Genomic DNA, 21,296 nt, shown 5'->3' with positions numbered 1-21,296 from the left:
AATCAATTCGGTGTTACTGAATCGAAATATTCAAACCCTCAACAGTCGGTGATGCTGATCACATCACCTGGGTGACTCCGGTGGAACGAGACCGCAGCGTTCCAATTCGTAGGCCGGAACCCGGTCGAATCGGTACTTCGCGAAGTCGAATGCCTGCTGGAAGTTCTGTTTGAATCTGGCCCAGGTCAGCTCGGAGCGGTACGACGTGAGTAGCTCCTGCGTTTCCGGGCAGGTGATGGCCTGCTTTGCGTCCGCAACCCAGTCTTCGTCGAGGAAGAACGGCAGCCACGGTCGAACGTCGATCATTCCCGTGTCCGCGACCACCCAGTCCGGATAGAGATTCTTGTCGTGCCCGATCCGGCCGTCCTCGAGTCGCTCGGTGTGAGCTGCCAGGGGGTACGCCAGCCCCATCTGATCGAGCACCCGAACGTCGAGGCCGACGTTCATGCTCGTCATTCCGAGGTTGAGGAAGAAGACGACGTGCTCGGCCGGCTCTTCGATCGGTCCGGGTGGTGGGACGACGAACCAGGAGTCGTAGCTCGCGGACGGCAGCAGCAGCCCACCCTCCGGAGTCCGCGCGATGGTCTCGACCATGGCACGCATTCGCGGATAGTCGAGGTAGTCCTCGGCCAGGATCGGATGCTTGTGACCGGTGTTGAGTGCGTAGAACGCTCGCTCGTCGACGATTCCCGAGCGACCCACCACGGATCCTTCGGGCATACCCGTCGTGTTCGCGGCGAAGAAGGCCCAGATGATCGTGCCGATCCACAGCACCGCCGAGACTCCGAAGATCGCGGTGTCGCGATTACTTCCGAACGCTGCCCGCGCCGGCACCCGCAACGGAATGACCGCCACCGGGATGAGCAGGCAGAACAGCACCGGCAACAGGACGCGGCCGTGCATGAAGTCGCCGCCGACGCGCAGAGAGTAGATCCCGAGGATCAGCCCACTGCCGAGAATGAAGGTGACAATCGCCCGCGGCGTGCGCAGAAACTGCTGAAAGCGCTGCCACAGCGGGCGTGCGGGTTGATCTGCGGTAGCGGTAGGTGTGTCCGCTCGGCTTCGCCACACGAGCAGCAGCGCACCGATGAGCAGGAACAGCAACGGCAACCAGAGCAGGTACGGCCCGACCAGGTTCCACAGGTAAGCAAAACCCTGCGCCCACTTCGCGCCACCGGCGTCCTTCGACACCGCGGTGTTCGGGTACGGCAAGGCGTAGTAGCCCATTCGCCAGATCTGATAGGCCACCGGGACAAGTCCGGCGACGACGACGATCAGTGTGCGAATCTTCCAGGTCAGGCCTGCGGAGAGAACGATCATCATCAACGCGGCAGCACCGGGAATCGCCATCTCGGGTCGAACCAGTGGTCCGAGTCCGGCCACGAACGAGAGAGTGAGGATCGACGCCGTGGACGGCGTCGACGCCTGCGCCCACCGAACGAGCAGTACCCACAGGAGCGCGATCCAGAAGATCACCAAGCATGTCTCGAGCCCGGAAGTGGCGAAATCTCGCGCAGGCGGAACCGCGATGTAGACGAGAACACCCGCCGGTACCAGCAGGATCGTTCCGCCCGCCGACGGCCGAACGCCGCGGTACAGACGACCGGTGCCGAGCATCGCCAACACGACGGCAGCAGTCGAGAGTACGAGCGCGATCGTCAGAACAACGTATTCGAGACGGACCTGGGTGAGCCAACTGAACGCGTAGACGATGTACGTCCACGCGGTACTCGTGTTCGCCTCGACACGCTCACCCGCGTTGAAGACCGGGCCGTTCCCCGCGAGCAGGTTGCGGACGGTTCGCAAGACGATGAGTCCGTCGTCGGCGATCCAGCGACGCTCCCACGCACCCCAGAACATGAGGGCAGCAGCAAGCACCACCCCGCCGAGAAAAACTCCTCGACTGAGGGTGGTGCGATTCGCCGCAGTGTCGACGTGCGGGTCGGCCTCGGTGCGTGGCTCAGACGAGGTAGACAGCGACACCCACTACTCCGATCCACGCAATCGCGAGGAGTTGCAGCACCCGGTCACCGAGCGCGATCTCCTCAGGCTCTCCGGCTTCGCCGCCGTCGACGTCCACCGCGTATCGCAGCACCGCGATGGTGAACGGCACCATCGAGATGGCGTACCAGTTGGTGCCCTTGATGGCATCCTGTTGGAACGCCCACAGTCCGTAGCAGAGGACCAGCGTCGTCGCTGCCATCGTCCACACGAAACGCAGGTACGTCATCGTGTAGCTCTCGAGGGACTTACGGATCTTGGCGCCGGTCTTCTCGGCCAACTGCAGTTCGGCGTAGCGCTTGCCTGCCGCCATGAAGAGTGAGCCGAACGCCATCATCAGCAGGAACCACTGCGAGAGATCGATCTCGGCGGCAACGCCACCGGCGATCGCTCGAAGCAGGAAGCCGGACGAGACGATGCAGATGTCGATGACGGCCTGATGCTTGAGACCGAAGCAGTAGGCGAGCTGGATGACGATGTACACGCCCATGACCACGGCGAGTTGCCAGTTGGCCAGGAAGGACAGCCCGATCGCACCGGCAAGCAGCACGACTGCCATGCCGTAGGCGATGTTGACGGGTAGAACGCCGGCCGCGATGGGACGGAATCGCTTCGTGGGGTGAGCACGGTCGGCTTCGACATCCATCGCGTCGTTGACGAGATAGATGCCTGATGCCGCCATACAGAACACGACGAACGCCAGCGCGACGGGCAACAGCACGTCGGCTTCGGTGGCGGTTCCGGCCGCGATGGGCGCTGCCAGCACAAGGACGTTCTTGACCCACTGACGTGGGCGAAGCGCCTTGACGATGCCGGCGGGCAGGGACTTCGGGGGTCCGCTGACCGTAGCCGGTTCCTCGCTCATTTATCTCCACATTTCTGTTCGGCTCTGGCTTCTTCGACCCGGCGAACTACCGCCGCGGATGCGGCTCCCAGTGCCGCTCCGGCGAGTACGTCGGTCGGGTAGTGAACTCCCAGGACCAGACGCGAGAGCATCATCGGGGGCACCAGCAACGCCGGTAAGGGTAGCCCGGTGAGCCGACCGATCAGCACAGCCGCCGCCGTCGTCGACGTCGCGTGTGATGACGGGAAGCTGAGCTTGCTCGGTGTCGAGACGTTGACCTGCACCGAAGGATCGGAAGGTCGCTTGCGCCTGACCACTCGTTTGATCACCACGGAGGCGGCGTGTGCACCGAATGCTCCGACGGCCGCTCCGGCCCATTCCCGTCGACGCGGCTTGTCCACAGCAGCTCCGACGGCAGCGATCGCGATCCATCCGAGGGAGTGCTCACCGAAGTGAGACATACCGCGGGCGACCTTGACGGCTCCCGGCAGCTGCCCGACGGTCGACTGAATCCCGGCCAGAATCTGTACTTCAGGAGATGCCGAAGACACGTTCCCACCTTTCCGTGCTGGTCAGTGAAGGAACGGCGTCCTGGTACTGCTTCTTGAGCTCGGGGAAACGGGCGGCGAGTTCGCGGCGCAACCGTGTTGCTTCCTTGAGCAGTTCGAGCGCGAGTTTCGGGTTTCGCTTGCGGTAGACGACGCCGCGACCGTCGGCCGTGGTGACGGTGACGCCGTCGACCTGCGAGAGCAGGAACCAACGGGCGTCGATGGTCGGAACATTGAGCTGAGGGCGCTCGAGGTGTTCCGGCTTGGCCGGCTTCACGTTGTGCACTCCGGCCCTGAGGACCCGGGTGATCTTCGCGACGGTCGACAGCGGCAGGCTCACGTCTCCGACATCCGCACCGGAGGGCAGCGGCAACGCAGTCGACGACGGCAGTACGACGGCGTCGGAGAATTCCTTGCGCTGGGCGTGGACCTCACCGAGTGCCGTCGGCAGCATGTTCGCGACGTGCTCGGGTCCGGCGAGGAAGTCCGCGATGGCCTTGTTCTGGATCGCGACGGTGGAGTACTCGAGGCACAGCAGGTGCTTGAGCGTTGCCTTCACCGTGTTGACCACGAGGCCACGGCCGTTGCCCGGCATGTGGAGCGCGGCCACCACCAGACGGTTACGGAGGTGGAAGTACGCCTGCCAGTCGATGGCGTCGTCCTTGTCGCTCCACGCCATGTGCCAGATCGCGGCACCCGGAAGTGTGACGGTCGGGTATCCGGCTTTCTTTGCGCGCAAACCGTATTCGCAGTCGTCCCACTTGATGAAAAGCGGTAGCGGCTGCTTGATTTCTTCGGCGACCTGGCGCGGGATCATGCACATCCACCAGCCGTTGAAGTCGACGTCGATGCGGCGGTGCAGGAGTTTCGATTCGCGCAGCGGCTTCTTCGAGAAATCGTGGTCGTATTCGACGTTCGGTGCCGCGGTCCACATGAAGATGCCGCGGTCGACCACTTCACCCATCACGTGGAGGTGGCTTCGTTCCTGCAGGTTGAGCATCTGCCCACCCACCAGCATCGGCGACTTCGCGAAACGCGAGAACGAAAGCGCGCGCAGAATCGAGTCCGGTTCGATCTCGATGTCGTCGTCCATGAACAGGATGTGCTGGCACTGCGTCGTCTTGAGTGCCTCGTACATGATTCGGCTGTATCCGCCCGAGCCGCCGAGGTTGCCCTGATCGTGAATGGCGAGCCGATCACCGAGCGCTGCAGCAGCTTCGGCGAATCCGGGTTCGTCACGCACCTTGCGGGTGCCCTGATCCGGCATGATGACGGCCTTGATCACGTCCGACACCAGCGGATCCGAAGCCAGTGCAGCAAGCGCCTTGACCGCGTCGGTCGGACGGTTGAACGTCGGAATACCAACGGCGACAGTCGCTTCGCCGGGAGCCTCGACGGGCGCGTACCAGCCGCCGCTCTCGACGACCACTGCCGTATCGGTGGTGATGTCGAACCAGATCCAGCCACCGTCCTCGAACGGCGCCAGTTCCACCTCGAACTCGACCGCGGCATCGCCGTCGGCAAATTCCTTGCCTTCCACGTGAATTCGCGAGGAATCGGCCTTGGAACGGTAGATGTCGACGCGGCCGTGGCCGGACAGCTCGAGACGAAGGACCACCGATTTCAGGATGGACCATCGACGCCAGTAGCTGGCGGGGAACGCGTTGAAGTACGTGGCGAACGAGACCTCGGTCTCGGCGCCGAGCGCTACCGACGTGCGCGAGGTCGAGTGCGCCCGCCGACTGTTGGACCAGGACTCTTCCAAGTACAACGTGCGGACGTCGAGCGGCTCACCGGCCCGGGGCAGGATGATCCGCTGAAGCAGGGACTTGCCGAGGTAGGTCACCTCGTCGCCGCTGACGGCATCTTCGCCTTCGAGTAGATGACGTGCGTTCATTCGCTCTCCCCTGCCAATTCCGCACCCGTTTCGAGATGCGGGCGCAGGGTGTTCTCGAACATCGTCAGCGCGCTGGCGATCGCCATGTGCATGTCCAGGTACTGGTAGGTGCCGAGACGCCCACCGAAGAGGACCTTGTTCTCCGCGGTCTCCTTCTTGGCGCGTGAGCGGTACGCGGAGAGCTTCTCACGATCCTCCGGAGTGTTGATCGGGTAGTACGGCTCGTCCTTCGCCTCCGCGGCACGTGAGAACTCACGCATGATGACGGTCTTGTCGGTCGGGTACTCGCGCTCCGGATGGAAGTGACGGAACTCGTGGATACGGGTGAACGGCACGTCGGCGTCGTTGTAGTTCATGACCGGGGTGCCCTGGAAGTCTCCGGTGGGCAGAACCTCGGTCTCGAAATCGAGGGTGCGCCATCCCAGTGCACCTTCGGAGTAGTCGAAGTAGCGGTCGAGCGGGCCCGTGTAGATGACGGGTGCGTCGGGGCTGGCGGTGCGCAGTTCGTCGCGGACGTCGAAGTAATCGGTGTCGAGGCGGACCTCGATCTTCGGATCCTTCGCCATGTTCTCGAGCCACGCCGTGTAGCCGTCGACGGGCAGGCCCTCGTACGTGTCGTTGAAGTAGCGGTTGTCGAAGTTGTAGCGGACCGGCAGGCGGGCGATATTCGCCGCGGGCAGCTCGGTGGGGTCGGTCTGCCACTGCTTAGCCGTGTAGTCACGCACAAATGCTTCGTAGAGCGGGCGCCCGATCAGGGAGATCGCCTTCTCTTCGAGATTGGAGGCGTCTTTCGAATCGATCTCGCTGGACTGCTCGGCGATGAGGGCGCGCGCCTCTTCGGGAGTGAAGTACCGACCGAAGAACTGCGACACGAGACCGAGTCCCAGCGGGAACTGGTACGCCTGTCCCTTGTGCAGCGCGAAGACGCGGTGCTGGTAGTTCGTGAACTCCGTGAACTGGGTGACGTAGTCCCAGACCTTCTTGTTGGAGGTGTGGAACAGGTGGGCACCGTACTTGTGGACCTCGATGCCGGTCTCCGGCTCTGCCTCCGAGTATGCGTTCCCCCCCAGGTGGTGACGGCGATCCAACACCAGCACGCGCTTACCCAGCTGGGTAGCGGCACGCTCGGCGATGGTCAGCCCGAAGAATCCCGAACCGACGACGATCAGGTCGTACTGGGCACGGGCGGTCTCTGAATTTGCAGCGGTCACGATGAACCAGGGTATCGGACCTGTTCGGACGCCGAGGGTTGGATGCGTCACCAGGGACGATGCGGCAAGTCAGGACGTTGCAAGACCGATCAGACCGGAAGCACGAGGTGCACCGCTCGAATCGAATTCGATCACGATCGGTTCGTCGACGGGGAAGTGTGCGGGAAGTAGAAGCAGTCCCTCCGACGCGCAGCGTTCGAGAAGTTCGCGGCGGGTGACCCTCGCGATCTCGGGATCCGCGTCGCCGCCCTGACTGAGGTCCGGGTACAGAAACTGGATCGGATGGTGGACCACATCGCCGGAGATGACGGCGCCGCCGTCGGCAGTGCGAATCTCGATCACGATATGGCCCGGCGTGTGGCCGGGCGCGCTGCGAACGACGACGCGTGTGCCTTCGGACTCGACCAGGACGTGGCCGCCGTCGACCGCCTCCCACTTCGCCCCGTCCAGAACGGGACGGACGCTGTCCTCGAAGGTCTGCGCCAGATCCGAGACCACTCCTTCGTGTGGACCGTCGGCGGCGAGTTGTTGGAGCGCGGCCAGTTCGGTGCGATCGAAAATGTAGGTCGCGCGGGGGAAGGTAGGCCGCCAGGTTTCGGCGTCGAGGGCGGTGTTCCAGCCACAGTGGTCGGGGTGCAGATGTGTGCTGACCACCAGATCGACGTCGTCGACGGACACACCGGTGGCTGCGAAGCGTGAGAGGTAGTCGGTGCCGAACATGTGATGCGGCAAGAGGTTCGGCCGGTGCTTGCTGTTGCCGTTGCCGGTGTCGACCACGATGGCCTTGCCGCCGATTTCCACCAGGTAGGTGTGGATGGCAAGTAGAAGGTCACCGCTACCCGCGTCGAAGAACTCCGGTGTCAGCCGCGCCGACGCTTCCTCTATCTCCGCCTCACTCGCCTGGGGAAAGAGCTCTCGCGGCGGAAACGGCCAGTGCGCCAGCTCTGTCAGTTGGGTGACGCGTGCCGACCCGACGTCGATGGTGAAGCTCATCAGTGTTTGCCTTCCGAACAGCTCGATACCGCTTGTGGGCACACACAAAGGCACCCACCGAAATGCTCGGTGGGTGCCTGGTCGGTGTCAATGGTTTTCGACGCCGGTGATCAAAGACTCTTCGCGATGATGCCCTTCATCACTTCGTTGGCGCCGGCGTAGATCTTCTGGACGCGGGAGTCCTCGTACATGCGCGCGATCGGGTATTCACGCATGTAGCCGTATCCGCCGTAGAGCTGCACGCACCGGTCGACGACGGCGCATTGCTGCTCGGTGAGCCAGTACTTGACCATCGCGGCGTCTGCGCCGTCCAGCTCGCCGTTGAGGTGATCCTCGATGCAGTTGTCGAGGAAGACACGGCAGGTGCGTGCGATCGTCTGGCACTCGGCCAGCTCGAAGGCGGTGTTCTGGAACTCGAAGAGGCTGTGCCCGAACGCTTGACGCGCCTTGGTGTATGCAACGGTCTCCTCGACTGCACGCTCGATGGTGCCGATGGCCTGCGCGCCGATGATGAGGCGTTCCTGCACCAGCTGCGCCATCAACTGACCGAAGCCGAGCCCCTCGGACTCACCGAGGAGGTTCGAGACGGGAACGCGAACGTCGGTGAAGGACAGCTCCGACGTATCGGCGCCGTGCTGACCGACCTTGTCGAGCACGCGGCCGACCGCAAAGCCTTCGCAGTCACGAAGATCCACGATCAGGAGCGAGACACCCTTGGCGCCCGCCTTGGGGTCGGTCTTGACGGCAAGCACGATCATGTCTGCGCTGCCACCATTGGTGATGAAGGTCTTCGACCCGTTCACGACGTAGTGGTCACCGTCACGGATCGCGGACGTGGTGATTGCCTTGAGGTCGGAACCTGTTCCTGGCTCGGTCATTCCGATGGCGCCGAGGATTTCGCCCGTCGCCATACCTGGCAGCCAGGCCTTCTTCTGCTCTTCGCTTCCGTACTCGAGCACGTAGTGGGCGACGATGCCACTGTGCACGGAGTTACCGAGCGCATAGTCACCGCAGTAGCCCTGCGCCTCGAAGACAGCGAGATCGTGCGCGAAAGTTCCACCGCCCCCGCCGTATTCCTCGGGAATCGAGCAGCACAGCAGGCCGAGCTTGCCGGCTTCGAGCCACACGGACCGGTCGACGCGATGCTGAGCGTCCCACTGCTCACGCTTGGCGATCAGTTCACGATCGAAGAAACCACGGGCCAGTTCGGCTACTGCGGTGATCTCGTCGTCGTGCCACGACGGCTTGCGCTTGGTCGCCATGATCAGACCCGCTTCAGCAGGGCAGCGAGTGCCTGACCGCCGCCGATGCACATGGTGACGATGCCGAATTCGAGGTCGCGGCGAACCATGTCGCGCGCGGCACGCAGGGTCAGGATGGCTCCGGTGGCGCCGACCGGGTGTCCGAGGGCGATCGCTCCGCCGTACGGGTTGGTCTTCTCCGGATCCAGGCCACTGTCACGGATGACGGCGATGGCCTGCGAAGCGAACGCCTCGTTGACCTCGGCGGTGCCGATGTCGGACGGCTTCAATCCTGTTTGTGCAAAGAGCTTTTCGAGAGCGAGCACGGGAGCGTAGCCCATCAGACCGGGCTCCATGGCTGCCGTCGTGACGGTTTCGAGCGTGACCAGTCCGGTGAGACCGCGCTTGGCTGCCTCGGTGCCCGTCGCGAGGACGAGTGCGCCGGCGCCGTCGTTGATCCCCGACGCGTTACCGGCGGTGACGGATCCGCCCTCTTCGAATGCGGGGCGCAGCTTGGCGAGGGTTTCGACGGTGGTTCCGGGCTTGGGATGCTCGTCCTCGGTGACGGTGACGGAGCGCCGACCACCGGTCTCGACGGGAGTGATTTCCTCGGCGAATGCCGCCTTCGCTGCGTCGGTAGCGGCGCGGCGCTGAGATTCGACGGCGAACTCGTCCTGCTGCTCGCGACTGACGCCGTACTTACGGGCGACGGCTTCGGCAGTGCGGCCCATGTGAGCCTTGCTGAACGGGTCGGTGAGCATCGCGACGGTGCCGTCGACGAGGCTGCGATCGCCGAGCTTGTAGCCCGAGCGGGCGGCGAAGTCGTAGAAGGGCATGCGAGACATGCTCTCGTCACCGCCGGCGAGCGTGATGGCAGCTGCGCCCCATCGCATCTGCATCGCCGCAGACCACACAGCCTGCAGACCGCTGCCACAGAGGCGGTTGACGGTGTAGGCGGGGACGTTCTCGGGCAGTCCGGCGGCGATGCCGACGCGGCGTGCGTTGTAGGCGTCCGGGCCGACCTGGCCGATGCAGCCCATGACGACCTCGTCGATGTCTTCGGGCGCAACGCCGGCGCGGCTCAGCGCGGCCTTGGCTGCTGCGGCGCCCAGCTCGTGTGCGGGTACGTCCTTGAAGACGCCGCCGAAGCTACCGACGGGGGTCCTGGCCCCGTCGACGATGACGATCGGTTCGGGTGTGGTCATGATTGTCCCCATCTGCTGTGCTCACGTCGATTTCTCTGTCCGTGGCCGATACTAGGACATCGAAGTATCTCGCAGATGGGGACGTTGGTGTCAGGGTGTGGGAGCGCTCTCGGCGACGGGCACGACCTCGGCGTCGGCGTCGGTGTCTTTGTGGTTCCGGTAGCGGTAGAGCCCGATACCCACGAGGATCGCTGCAAGTCCCAGGGACACGATCATCTGGCTGCGCGTCGAGTCCAGGGTGAGCATTCCGATGCAGAGCGCGATGATGGCGGCGATCGTGGCGTAGGTCAGGTACGGGAAGAACCACATCTTGAGTTCCAGCTCCTGGCCCGAAGCTTCGAGCTTGCGGCGGGTGCGCAGCTGGGACACCGAGATGACCAGCCAGACGAACAGCGCGATCGCACCGGAGGAGTTGACCAGGAACAGGAAGACCTTGTCCGGGGAGAGGTAGTTCATGCCGACGGTGAGGAAGCCGACGATCGTCGAGACCAGGACAGCGCGCATCGGGACGCCGGTCTTCTCGATACGTGAGAGCGACTTGGGGGCGTCGCCGCGGCCGGCGAGGGAGAAGATCATGCGGCTCGCGGTGTAGAGACCCGAGTTGAGGCAGGACAGAACCGACGTGAGGACGACGACGTCCATGATGTTGCCCGCGGCCGGAATGCCGTAGGAGTCCATGACGGCGACGTACGGGCTGAGTGCAACCGACGCGCTGTCCCAGGGAAGCAGAGTGACGACCACCGCGATCGAGCCGATGTAGAAGATGAGAATTCGCCAGACGACGGATTTGACGGCTGCGCGAACAGCTTCGAGCGGGTTGGCCGATTCACCGGCGGCGATCGTGGCGATTTCGGCCCCGAAGAACGAGAACACGACCACAAGGACTGCGGCGAGCATCGCTCCTGTTCCGTTCGGCAGGAAGCCGCCGTGACCGGTCAGGTTTGTCATTCCGGGTGCTTCGACGCCGGGCATCCATCCGCAGATCGCCACGATGCCCATGCCGAGGAACGCGATGATGGCGACGACCTTGATGGAGGCGAACCAGAACTCGAACTCGCCGAACGACTTGACCGAGATGATGTTGGTCAGCGTCAGCACGATCATCAGAATCAATGCCCAGGTCCACTGGGGAACCCCCGGAACCCAGCGATTCATGATGAGGGCACCGGCGGTGGCCTCGATGCCGAGCACGATGATCCAGAACCAGGCGTACAGCCAGCCGATCGAGAAGCCCGCCCAGCGGCCGATGGCCTTGTCGGCGTACGAGGAGAACGAGCCGGTTTCCGGCGACGCTGCCGACATCTCACCGAGCATGCGCATCACGAGGATGACGACGACGCCGGCAAGCGCGTAGGAAATCAGGACACCGGGTCCCGTCTCCTGGATCGCCACACCGGAGCCGACGAACAGTCCGGCGCCGATGACGCCTGCGATCGCAATCATCGACAGATGCCGCTTCTTCAGCGTGTGCTGAAGTGCCGGCTGGTCTGTACTGGACATCAGTACTCCTTGTGGGCTGTTCGGGACGTGGATCTCGGTGGCGCTCTATCCGGAGCGCATTTTCGATAGCGCCAGTGTCGGACCTTCGGCAAGCTCGCGTCAGGCTCCACTTTGTACAAACGTGACCGCAGGCACTACAAAGTGGCGAGTTCGAGGTGTCAGACTGGACTCATGCCCATCACGCTCCGCCAGCTTTGTGCGACCGAACAGTTCGGCCTTCGCGTCCTGGCTGGGCACGACCAGCTCGATCGCACCCTGACCTGGGCACACGTCTCCGAACTTCCCGACCCGACGCCCTTCCTCGACGGCGGTGAACTACTACTCATCACCGGGGTGTCACTACCGACGACGGCCGCGGAAACGACCCGATTCGTACGGACCCTGGTGGCGGCCGGAATTGCCGGAATCGGTTTCGGAACCGGCCTCGGATACGAGCAGGCGCCACAGACTCTGGTGGATGCGGCCACCCGTTTCAGTGTGCCCCTTCTCGACGTCCCATTGCGAACACCTTTCATCGCCCTGACCAAAGCGGTGTCGAAGGCGCAATCCGACGACGACATGAAAGCGCTGCGCAGCAATTACCAGAGCCTGCGGCGACTGCTTCAAGCTGCGGTGACGGTCAACGGCACCCGGGCAGTCGTACGACGGGTGGCGGAATTGATCGGCGGATGGGCGGCTCTGCTGGACTCGGCCGGACATACCGTCGAGATCTCACACACCGCCGCGGCCGCAGGAATCGAGCGAACTGCCCCCGAGCGCGACGCCCGCCCGATGGAAGTCAGTTTCCTCACGAGTGAGAACGAGGACGTCATCTCCCATCCTCTGCTGACGTCGAGGGGAAAGCTGATGGGGTACCTCGTCGCCGGCTGCCCCGGCGCCGTCGGTTCACTGAATCAGGGCATCGTCATCGCAGCCGCGTCTCTGCTCACGTTGATGACGGCTCGAACCCGAGACGCACAGCTGACGATGAACCACCTTCGTACCGTTGCGATGCATCAGCTGTTCGAGGGACAGAATGCGCTCGCCCGCAACATCTCCGGGGAACTGTGGGGAGGATTTCCGGTCGAGCCTTTCCAGGTCTTCCACGTAGCGGGCCCGAGTGGCCTGCTCGAGAGCGTGTCCGTCTCACTGCTCGATGGTCTCAGCCGCGATCTGGCGTTCGGCATCACCGACGGTGCACTGATTGCCGTCGTCTCGGCTACCGACAGCGGGCGAATCCTCGCCCGTGTCAACGAAATCGACGTCACCGTCGGCGTGTCGGACATGCTGTGGTGGGACGATCTCTCGCGCGCCAGACGCCAAGCCGCGCAAGCAGCAGCCGAGGCGGGTGCCCGCAACCTGCCTTCGATGCGGTTCGCCGAACTCTCGGAGAGCGGATTGTCCGCATTTCTCGACCAGGATCGCTCGACGGCATTCGCGGCGGCACACTTGCGCCCGCTTCTGGAAGCGAAGGGCGGTAGCGATCTCTACCGGACCTTGGCCATGTGGTTGGCACACAACGGGGTGGGCGACGCCGCAGCCACAGCGCTGAATATTCATCGGCATACGTTGCGCAGCAGACTCGCTCGGATCGAGAGCCTTCTCCAGCTCGACCTCGGCTCCCCCACGGAACGTGCGGAGTTGTGGCTCGAGTACCGCCTGCTCGGCGACGCCCCGACCATCTGACCGACAACCAACGAACCCTGAACGACCTGAAGGGCCTCCGCCGGGTTACGGCAGAGACCCTTCAGAGTCGATACGTGCGAGTCGCTACCGACCGACCTTCCCCTAGCTTCCGCCCGTCGGTATCCACTCGCGGAGCACGTTGGCATCAACTACCTGCGCGCCCAAAACCTTTGTCCAGATGATGGTTCCGTTTTCGTAGACACGGAAAGTGCCTGCTTCGGAGGGCAACTGCATCTCCGGGCCGGCAGGAGCACCGAGAGAGCCGCTTTCACCGCCGAGCTCCCGATACTTCTTCTCGATCTGCGTCTCCGTAACCGTACCCGATGGATCGTCGGATGGCGAATTGGATTCCGGCACTGTCGATTCCGAATTCGGTGCCACTACCACACCCGCACCGTCACCGATGGTGAACCAGTCGGATTTCAGGCCGAGTTTCTGACGGAACTGAATTCCGGTGGCGCCAACAGTTGCATCTGTTCCGACTACCTCGACTGCCGTCACTCGCCCGCCGTCGGTACCGAATCCGTTGCGCGAGAGAATCTTGAGCGATTGCAGCTCACCCACATCGAAGGCGTCCGCAATCTGCCCTGCGGTCAGATTCACTGTCCAGTCATGATTCGGAGAAAGGGCGTCACCGAGATCCTCGACGGCCGGGAATTCACCGCCGGAGCTGTAACCTCCTGTGGACGAGGAGAATTCGGTGGCAACGATCTTGCCGTCACGCGACAGAACGGCGCCGGCGGTGGACCGGACGGCTTCGGTGGTGCGGGGATCTTCCTTGCCCGCTCCGCCGTAGACCTGGCAGTCCTGAGTGTCGCAGGTGTCGGCGTACGAGCTGCGATGCTCGGTCGCAGCGTACGAGCGTGCTGCCACGGCTTGCGCCCGTAGCGCTTCGGCCCCACCGGAATCGGCCCATTCGGCCTTCGCTTCGACCGGCACCACGCCGAGCAGGTAGTCCTCCATGTCGAGGAGATTGACTGTCCGAGCCGAGCCGTTGTCGAGCACTACGCCGAGGGCGCCTCGATAGGGCGCGTCGTTGTTGCACAGCTTCAGGAACTGGTCGGCGGGTCGATCAGGACCGAGGTCCACCGGGTCCACCCACGGATGGTCGGTGACCGCTTCCCAGACAACCCCGCCACCACACCCGCTGGTGACCACTACCTGCGCACCGCCACCGGGCAGTGCAGTGAGATGGGCAGCCTCGCCGGGCGCGGTGCGCTGACCGTTGACCACGAGGCCGGCGTCGGAGTAGACGTCGAGCGTCGAGTTGTCCTGGGCCGTGAGCCGCACACTCATCTGGGCAGGCGGCATCGAGTCCAGGACGGTTCCCCCGTAGTAGTGACTGAGGATTCGCTCGCCGGACCAGCCGTCGTTCTTGGCGTAGCCGTAAGCGCCCCACTGGCCCATTCCACGGCCATGTCCGTTGCCGTGCCCGGAGAGCGTGAATTGCGTGTCGGCAGCGACGGCGTGCAGGATCGACGGCTCGTCAGCGCGGATTTGCGTGAAACCTCCGATCGCGACGCCGAGCGCAAGAGCCGGAACGAGACCGAGGACCGAGATCCGCATCAGCGAGGTTCGCCTCCCGGGTCCGCCCACCAGAAAGCGACCTGCGCGACCGGACACAGGCTTCTTACCTGCAGTTCCGCTTCTTCCGCTTCTCGCCATCAATGCTCTCCTCATCGCTACCGGCCTCACGAGTCCGCGAAGTCGGTACTTCGCGCGCAGGCCAGTCCACAACGATTTAACTAAAGTCTCACCCTAAGGTTGAGCGTTATGGACTTTTGTGACTAGTGTGGCAAGAGTGTTTGGAGTTAGCAACACCAGTCACACGAGTCACATCAGCATCACGAGTTGCAGACGTACGCGTCCGAAAACTGGAGTTCAACCCCAGAACATGGCATCCGACCTGCTCGGATCCGGTTTTGAAGGATTCCGTTCACGGCCGTCATCGGCCCTGAAGTTCGCTCGCAAGTAACTACAACCGAGGAGTAATCCCTTGCCACACCGTCGACCGAAGCCCTCGCTCGTACTCGGGGCTGTAGCCGCAGTGGCTGTCGCAAGTCCTTTTGCGGTCTACGGCTTCACGAGCACTACGTCCGATGTACGTTCCGCGAACGAGACGACGTCAGTAGCAGTGCCGACCCAGATCGCAGAGGTGCTCCTCGCGTCGGTGCCCGACATCATCATTCCGGTCAAGGAGCTGACCGGTCTCGATCTCCCCGACATCAACCTCGGTGATCTGAGAAACCTCAAGCTCCCGACCGAAATCCCGCTACCTCCCGGGATCACGCTGCCGACCGAGCTGTTCCCGGCACCCGCTGCTCCCGGCGCCCCGACCGAAACCGCTCCGGTTCCTTCCGAGGAAGAGCCAGGTGCCGTGGTCAAGGAAGTCACCCGCGACACTCCGTTCAGCATGGTCGCGTTGACCTCGGACACCATCGCCTCGGCGCAGTCCAAGGTCCGCGCCCTGGCCGAAGACGGCACCTGGGGCCCGTGGTTCACCCCTGACGCCATCGACTCCGCCAGCTCGGATCAGGCAACCAACGCCGGTACCGCCACCGAACCTGTCTTCGTCGGCGCCACCAAGTCCATCCAGATCCTCACGCCGCAGGGTGCCGCTGCTCCCGCAGCCGAGGTTGTGCCGGCCCCGACTCCGGAAGCTGCCCCCGCGCCCGCTCCGGAAGCTGCCCCCGCGCCCGCTCCGGAAGCTGCCCCCGCTGAAGCACCCGCAGCCACCGGCGAACTCGGGTACACACCCGCTTCGGTGTCCAAGCCGCTTCGCCAGGTGACGACGGCAGCAGATGCCGTCACCGCCGTGTTGATCGACCCGGGTGCCAGCGAGGCAGACAGCAATCTGCAGGCCGTCGCAGCGCCGCTCGGCGGCAGCGGACCGTCCGTCATCACCCGTGCTCAGTGGGGAGCAGACGAGTCACTTCGCTGCGACTCCCCCACCTACGACGACTTCATCGGTGGCGCGACCGTTCACCACACCGCAGGTAGCAACAACTACACGAAGGCCGAATCGGCCGGCATCGTCCGCTCGATCTATGCCTACCACGCACAGACGCTCGGCTGGTGCGACGTCGGATACAACGTCCTCGTCGACAAGTACGGTCAGACCTTCGAAGGCCGCGCAGGCGGACTCGACAAGGCAGTTCAGGGTGCACACGCGGGTGGATTCAACGAGAACACCACCGGTATCGCGATGATGGGCGACTACTCCACCGTCGAGCCTTCGCAGGCGACGCTCAACGCCGTCGGCAAGTTCCTCGGTTGGAAGCTCGGCATGGCCGGACTCGATCCCAAGGGCCGAACGACGATGTACTCCGAGGGCACCGAGTTCACGCCGTACCCGCAGGGCGCAGCAGTCGATCTGCCGATCATCTTCGCCCACCGCGACGTCGGAAACACCGCGTGCCCGGGTGATGCCGCATACGCACACATGAACGACATCCGGAACATCGCGGCCGCGAACATCGGGGGAACGTTGAACCCCTCGAACCCCTCCAATCCGTCGACACCCGCGCCCAAGCCGACCACTCCGGTCGACACGGTCACCGGTGGCACCGGTTCGTCGATCCCGGATCTGGTCACCCAGATTCTGCAGATCACCGACAATTCACCGCTCGCGCAGAAGTGGATCGCCGAAGGTGGCGAGATCGGACGCCTCGGCCAGGCACTGTCCGGAATTCTGCAGGCGAAGCTCGGCAACCAGGGTGCGCTGTTCCAGAACGGCGCTGTCTACACCTCGCCGAACGGCGGAGTGTTCACCGTGCTCGGCGAGATCTTCAAGTCGTGGCAGAGTTTCGGTTCCGACGCGGGTGAACTGGGATTGCCGATCTCGGACGAGTACTCGATCCCGGACGGCCTGCGAAGCGACTTCGAGAACGGTTCGCTGATCTTCAACCAGATCACCGGCATGGTCACGAAGGTCCTCAAGACCTACAACGAGACCTTTGCCCAGGAAATGGCCAACAGCGCGCCTGTCGGCTGACACTCGAGCAGTACACGTCCTCGGGCGCTGGTGGGTTCTACGACCACCAGCGCTCGAGGACTTTTGCGACCCCGTATGCCGAATTGGTGTCGGTGACCTCGTCGGCTGCGGCTTTGGCTTCGGGGTGAGCGTTGCCCATGGCAACGCCGAGGCGTGCCATCCCCAGCATCGGGATGTCGTTGGGCATGTCCCCGAAGGCAACCAGACCCGACAGGTCGAAGCCGAACCTCTCCGCGGCGGCAACCAGGCCCGACGCCTTCGTGATTCCCGGCGCCGAGAGTTCGATCAGTCCGTTCTCGGTGGAGTACGTCATGTCGGCGAGCGCACCGACGTGCGGAGCGAGCGTGTCGTACATCGCCGTGCTGGTCATGCCTGGACGGCGAATCAGGAGTTTGACGGCCGGCGCCGCAAGCACTTCGTCCTCGGACATCTCGGTGTTGTCCGGGTTGAGCCAGGCATGTTCGTAGTCCGGTGAGCTGACGAACTGTGGGGTGGCGGCGTCATGTGCGCTCTCCCCCACTCGTTCCGCGGCCAAACCTGCGCCCGGGAGTGCAACCAGTGCCAGCTCGGAGAGTTCGGTGAGTGCGTCGACCGACAAGGTCGCGGCGCTGAGGACGCGGTCGGCGTAGCTGTCGTAGACAACGGCTCCATTGGCGCAGACGGCGAGTGGCGCGTATCCCAAGCCCTCGACGACGGGCGAAATCCATCGCGGAGGACGCCCGGTTGCCAGCAGGAACGGCGTGCCGGATTCGACGACGGCATGCACGGCGGCGCGGGTGCGGGCACTGACCAACTCGTCGTGATCGATGAGGGTGCCGTCGACATCGGTCGCAACCAAGGTTGGGCGGTCAGGGCTGATACGACGGTCTGGGCTCACACCGCCATTGTGCCTGCCCGGTACGACGGTCTCGCTCAGCGCGCCCGCTTCGGACATCGCGAAACCGCGAGAGATTCGCGCAAAACGCATTTCAGTCCGACCGGTCTGGTATCTATTGCGGGAGAACAAGACTTTCACAAAGGGAGAAACACCCATGTCCGTGCCGCCCGATCTGCCCCCGCCGCCCTATGGAAACTCCCAGCCTTACGGGAATTCCCAGCCCTATGGCAACTCACAGCCCCAATTCCAGGTGCCTTCGCCGCAACCGCAACCTGAGAAGAAGTCGAAGAAGTGGCCGTGGATTGCCGGTGGAGTCGTCGTGTTGCTTGTCGTCGCAGGCCTCCTCGGTGGACGAGATAAGGACGACTCGAAGTCCACCGCTGCACCGACCACCACCGCTGCACCGACTACCACTGCTTCTACGACGCCTGCAGCTGTCGCACCGATCGTCAGTGCGCCGCCCGCTGCTCCTGCCCCGTCGTCCAGCAAGGTGGCGGCGCCCACGACGACCACATACCAGGCGCCCGCACCTGTGGTCACTACGACAGTTGCGCCTGCCCCGGCCAGGCCGCAGGTCAGCTCCGGTCAGCGGAACGCCGTCCGATCCGCCCAGCAGTACATCGACATGACTGCCTTCTCCCGCAGCGGACTGATCGAACAGCTCGAGTACGAAGGTTTCTCCACGGAGGATGCGACGTACGCGGTAGACAATTTGAACGCCGATTGGAACAAGCAGGCTGCGCTGAGTGCCGAGCAGTACCTCGAGATGACGTCGTTCTCCAGGTCAGGACTGATCGAGCAGCTCGAGTACGAGGGCTTCACGAGTGCGCAGGCCGAGTACGGAGCCAACGCCGTGTACTGACCGCATCAGCGCAAGCGCCGTCTATTCAGCGCGCCCGCTTCGCGCGTTCCTGTGCGTCCATGGCCGCGGCTTCCTCCGGCGTCGGTGCGCCACCGCCGAGTCGGCGAGGCACCCAGTACGCCCCGGGCTCGTGCACGAACCCGTCCTGAACGTGGCGCAGGATCGCATCCATCTCGATGCGCAGAATCTCGCTCAACGCTTCGGCGGGTTCTACCGGATCGATCGGTGCACCCACCTCCACCGAGATCGGGAAATGATTGCGGCCCAGATTTTTCGGTCCGCCCTTGGTGACGATCCGCTGGGCGCCCCAGACGATCAGCGGAATTATCGGAACGCCGGCGTCGATGGCCATCCGAGCTGCTCCGGATTTCATTTCCTTGATCTCGAAGCTCCGGCTGATCGTCGCCTCCGGGTAGACGCCCACCAGTTCGCCCCGTTTCAGGGCGTCGACTCCGGCTCGATACGCCTGCGCTCCGGCAGAGCGATCGACTTCGATGACTCCGCATCCACGCATGAGGAAGCCGAGTACCTTGTTGTCCGCCAACTCGGCCTTTGCCATCACCCTGAGCTTGCGTTTCGCGGTACCGACCGCCAGGGCCGCCGGTATGAAATCGAGGTAGCTCGTGTGGTTGATCGCGATGACGGCACCGCCGGACACCGGGACGTTCTCAGTCCCGGTGCGGGTGACCTTCACACCCTGGAAACCGCTCAGACCACGCGCGACTACCTCGACGGCGGTGTAAACGGGCTCGAAGGACATCGGTCAGCCTTCGGACTTCCGCGCCTCGCGAGCCTTGGCTTTCGCCTCGGCCTCATCGGCATCCATCTTGTCGGCCTGCTCGAGCGTCGGCGCGCTGCCACCGAGGCGAGCCGGCACCCAGTACTCGCCGGCGGGATGGTCGTAGTTCTTCTGCAGATCGAGCAGCAACTCCTGCATCGTCGACCGCAGCTTCGCCGTCAGCTCACTCGCCGGCTCGAAAGGTGCAATCGGCTCGCCGACGGCAATGGAGATGGGAGTGTTGGTGCGGCCCAAACGCTTCGGATAACCCTTCGTCCACACGCGCTGAGCGCCCCAGATGACGACGGGAACGATCGGGACGCCCGCCTCGATCGCCATCCGAGCGGCGCCGGACTTGAATTCCTTGATCTCGAAGCTCCGACTGATCGTGGCTTCGGGGTACACGCCCACCAATTCGCCGCGCTTCAGGAAATCTACGGCCGCCTTGTAGGAGTCGGCGCCCGCGCCGCGGTCGACCGGGATGTGCTTGAGGGCCCGCATGATCGGTCCGGAGATCTTGTTGTCGAAGACCTCTTTCTTGGCCATGAACCGGATGTAGCGCTTCGGGGTCCGTGCCGGCAGTCCCGCATACGTGAAGTCCATGTACCCGGTGTGGTTGATCGCGATCACGGCGCCACCGGACGCCGGGATGTTCTGCTCTCCCTTGACGGAGAACTTCAGGCCCTCGAAAGCGAAGACGGTACGGGCGATGCCGATGACTGTTCTGTAAACGGGATCCACAGTTCGCTAGCGTAGACGGGAATCCGTGATCTGACCCGCAGCAGTTCTGGGGTGGATGTTGGTCAGAATGTCGCAAAAGGGGCGTACGAACGAATGAAGTCGGCAGGACGAGCGGCAGTGGGGGCAGTCGCACTCGCCATGACGTTGGCGATAACCGCATGTGAGGACGACGGACGGACGGGAATCCTGACGGACGAACCGTCTCCGCCGACGACTGAAACCACGACAACAACCACTCTCGCACCCACGACGACAATTGCGCCCACTGCGCCGGTCGCGCCACCTCCGGTTGGTGACGTGCCCGGCAATCCGGCTGCTGCGCCGGCCTTGGCAGCTTGGGCAACGGACCTGGTGTCCTTGGACGTGGCTGCGCTCACGAACGCATGCTGGACGATGCCGCCCACAACGATCGCCGACCGATATTCGGATGTTCCCGCCATCTTGACGGCCATCGCTGCACCAGGCGTCGACGGCCAGTACGCGGTCACCTGGAGCGGCGGCGGACTCTCCGTCGCCGCCAAGCGCTCGGAGATCGCTTCCGGCTATGCGTGCCCGTTCGTCTTCCCTGCGGGGCAATCAAACTTCTACACCGCGGCCGACGCTTCCCATGCCGTCGTCAGGTTTCTCTCACGCGCCACGGGACGGCCGGTCAATACCCGCGACGTCGAGACGTTCTATCCACTGATCTGCCCCGGCAACAGCCCGTGGGATCCCGACGGCACCGGCGCAACCGGCCAGCCGCCACTCAAGCTCGATCCGAATCAGCTGGCCGGTATCAAGTCTTTCGACGCCGACGCTGCAACAGTCACTCCGGTTCGCGGCGACTACGTCCGTGTCACCCTGCCCGTCCGCGACGGAACGGGTAACTCACGCTCGATGCAGTTCACCCTGTCGATCGGCCCCGAGGGATATTGCCTCGGGGCCGCGACCTGAACTGTT

At 63.9% G+C, this 21,296-nt stretch carries 17 protein-coding genes; 4 read left to right on the top strand and 13 right to left on the bottom strand.

The window, feature by feature from the left end; translation table 11 throughout:
* Nucleotides 1-63 precede the first annotated feature (63 nt).
* The 9 genes from zomB to EHW12_RS00995 form a co-directional block, all read right to left on the bottom strand.
* Nucleotides 64-1,983, bottom strand: coding sequence for a flagellar motor control protein ZomB (gene zomB / locus EHW12_RS01035; protein WP_125050187.1), 1,920 nt, complete (start codon nt 1,981-1,983; stop codon nt 64-66).
* On the bottom strand, nt 1,961-2,866 hold the full coding sequence (locus tag EHW12_RS01030) for a decaprenyl-phosphate phosphoribosyltransferase (RefSeq protein WP_003943808.1): 906 nt from the start codon (nt 2,864-2,866) through the stop codon (nt 1,961-1,963). Before EHW12_RS01030 ends, zomB begins: the two co-directional genes overlap by 23 nt.
* Entirely contained in the window at nt 2,863-3,396 is a 534-nt protein-coding gene (locus EHW12_RS01025; RefSeq protein WP_003943893.1) for a phosphatase PAP2 family protein, read from the bottom strand. The genes EHW12_RS01030 and EHW12_RS01025 overlap by 4 nt, the downstream gene beginning before the upstream one ends.
* Nucleotides 3,377-5,290, bottom strand: coding sequence for a glycosyltransferase (locus tag EHW12_RS01020; protein ID WP_007731821.1), 1,914 nt, complete (start codon nt 5,288-5,290; stop codon nt 3,377-3,379). The genes EHW12_RS01025 and EHW12_RS01020 overlap by 20 nt, the downstream gene beginning before the upstream one ends.
* Entirely contained in the window at nt 5,287-6,501 is a 1,215-nt protein-coding gene (gene glf / locus EHW12_RS01015; protein ID WP_064113799.1) for a UDP-galactopyranose mutase, read from the bottom strand. Before glf ends, EHW12_RS01020 begins: the two co-directional genes overlap by 4 nt.
* Nucleotides 6,502-6,570: 69 nt before the next feature.
* Entirely contained in the window at nt 6,571-7,494 is a 924-nt protein-coding gene (locus EHW12_RS01010) for an MBL fold metallo-hydrolase (protein ID WP_125050186.1), read from the bottom strand.
* Between the two features lie 110 nt (nt 7,495-7,604).
* Nucleotides 7,605-8,756: an acyl-CoA dehydrogenase family protein gene (locus EHW12_RS01005; RefSeq protein ID WP_007731824.1), complete on the bottom strand. Its 1,152-nt coding sequence runs from the start codon at nt 8,754-8,756 to the stop codon at nt 7,605-7,607.
* 2 nt (nt 8,757-8,758) lie between these two features.
* Nucleotides 8,759-9,940: a thiolase family protein gene (locus EHW12_RS01000; protein ID WP_007731825.1), complete on the bottom strand. Its 1,182-nt coding sequence runs from the start codon at nt 9,938-9,940 to the stop codon at nt 8,759-8,761.
* Nucleotides 9,941-10,030: 90 nt separating this feature from the next.
* Nucleotides 10,031-11,440 carry an amino acid permease gene (locus tag EHW12_RS00995; RefSeq protein ID WP_064442963.1) on the bottom strand — a complete coding sequence of 470 codons (1,410 nt, stop codon included), beginning with the start codon at nt 11,438-11,440 and terminating at the stop codon, nt 10,031-10,033.
* A 171-nt stretch (nt 11,441-11,611) separates the two neighbouring features.
* Here EHW12_RS00995 and EHW12_RS00990 point away from each other — a divergent pair, with 171 nt between their 5' ends.
* On the top strand, nt 11,612-13,105 hold the full coding sequence (locus tag EHW12_RS00990; protein WP_003943944.1) for a PucR family transcriptional regulator: 1,494 nt from the start codon (nt 11,612-11,614) through the stop codon (nt 13,103-13,105).
* 102 nt (nt 13,106-13,207) lie between these two features.
* On the opposite strand, the gene EHW12_RS00985 is transcribed toward EHW12_RS00990, so the two are convergent.
* Entirely contained in the window at nt 13,208-14,770 is a 1,563-nt protein-coding gene (locus EHW12_RS00985) for a SpoIID/LytB domain-containing protein (RefSeq protein ID WP_047272751.1), read from the bottom strand.
* A gap of 331 nt (nt 14,771-15,101) precedes the next feature.
* Here EHW12_RS00985 and EHW12_RS00980 point away from each other — a divergent pair, with 331 nt between their 5' ends.
* Nucleotides 15,102-17,099 (top strand): N-acetylmuramoyl-L-alanine amidase, encoded by a 1,998-nt coding sequence (locus EHW12_RS00980; RefSeq protein ID WP_125050185.1) that lies wholly within the window; start codon nt 15,102-15,104, stop codon nt 17,097-17,099.
* Between the two features lie 37 nt (nt 17,100-17,136).
* Here EHW12_RS00980 and EHW12_RS00975 read toward each other — a convergent pair whose 3' ends face one another.
* Nucleotides 17,137-17,958, bottom strand: coding sequence for an HAD family hydrolase (locus EHW12_RS00975; protein ID WP_125052500.1), 822 nt, complete (start codon nt 17,956-17,958; stop codon nt 17,137-17,139).
* Nucleotides 17,959-18,130: 172 nt separating this feature from the next.
* On the opposite strand from EHW12_RS00975, the gene EHW12_RS00970 reads away from it, so the two are divergent.
* Complete coding sequence (locus EHW12_RS00970; RefSeq protein ID WP_081305320.1) at nt 18,131-18,838, top strand: Ltp family lipoprotein; 708 nt, start codon at nt 18,131-18,133, stop codon at nt 18,836-18,838.
* A 25-nt stretch (nt 18,839-18,863) separates the two neighbouring features.
* On the opposite strand, the gene EHW12_RS00965 is transcribed toward EHW12_RS00970, so the two are convergent.
* A complete protein-coding gene (locus EHW12_RS00965; protein ID WP_007731829.1) occupies nt 18,864-19,598 on the bottom strand; it encodes a lysophospholipid acyltransferase family protein in 735 nt (244 codons plus the stop codon).
* Between the two features lie 3 nt (nt 19,599-19,601).
* Nucleotides 19,602-20,357: a lysophospholipid acyltransferase family protein gene (locus EHW12_RS00960; RefSeq protein ID WP_003943903.1), complete on the bottom strand. Its 756-nt coding sequence runs from the start codon at nt 20,355-20,357 to the stop codon at nt 19,602-19,604.
* Nucleotides 20,358-20,450: 93 nt separating this feature from the next.
* Here EHW12_RS00960 and EHW12_RS00955 point away from each other — a divergent pair, with 93 nt between their 5' ends.
* Entirely contained in the window at nt 20,451-21,290 is an 840-nt protein-coding gene (locus EHW12_RS00955; RefSeq protein ID WP_125050184.1) for a hypothetical protein, read from the top strand.
* Nucleotides 21,291-21,296: the final 6 nt, after the last annotated feature.

The sequence above is a fragment of the Rhodococcus sp. NJ-530 genome (genome assembly GCF_003860625.1).
Classification (GTDB): domain Bacteria; phylum Actinomycetota; class Actinomycetes; order Mycobacteriales; family Mycobacteriaceae; genus Rhodococcus_F; species Rhodococcus_F qingshengii.
The sequence above is the reverse complement of the archived record's forward strand: the minus strand, read 5'-3'. Positions and strand labels throughout refer to the sequence as shown.

Coding starts and splice junctions, on each gene's coding strand:
- EHW12_RS00965 (WP_007731829.1), bottom strand. CDS start 19,598: ATGTCCTTCGAGCCCGTTTACACCGCCGTCGAGGTAGTCGCGCGTGGT.
- EHW12_RS01005 (WP_007731824.1), bottom strand. CDS start 8,756: ATGGCGACCAAGCGCAAGCCGTCGTGGCACGACGACGAGATCACCGCA.
- EHW12_RS01020 (WP_007731821.1), bottom strand. CDS start 5,290: ATGAACGCACGTCATCTACTCGAAGGCGAAGATGCCGTCAGCGGCGAC.
- EHW12_RS00990 (WP_003943944.1), top strand. CDS start 11,612: ATGCCCATCACGCTCCGCCAGCTTTGTGCGACCGAACAGTTCGGCCTT.
- EHW12_RS00955 (WP_125050184.1), top strand. CDS start 20,451: ATGAAGTCGGCAGGACGAGCGGCAGTGGGGGCAGTCGCACTCGCCATG.
- EHW12_RS00995 (WP_064442963.1), bottom strand. CDS start 11,440: ATGTCCAGTACAGACCAGCCGGCACTTCAGCACACGCTGAAGAAGCGG.
- EHW12_RS00985 (WP_047272751.1), bottom strand. CDS start 14,770: ATGGCGAGAAGCGGAAGAAGCGGAACTGCAGGTAAGAAGCCTGTGTCC.
- EHW12_RS00970 (WP_081305320.1), top strand. CDS start 18,131: ATGTCCGTGCCGCCCGATCTGCCCCCGCCGCCCTATGGAAACTCCCAG.
- EHW12_RS01000 (WP_007731825.1), bottom strand. CDS start 9,940: ATGACCACACCCGAACCGATCGTCATCGTCGACGGGGCCAGGACCCCC.
- EHW12_RS01030 (WP_003943808.1), bottom strand. CDS start 2,866: ATGAGCGAGGAACCGGCTACGGTCAGCGGACCCCCGAAGTCCCTGCCC.
- EHW12_RS01010 (WP_125050186.1), bottom strand. CDS start 7,494: ATGAGCTTCACCATCGACGTCGGGTCGGCACGCGTCACCCAACTGACA.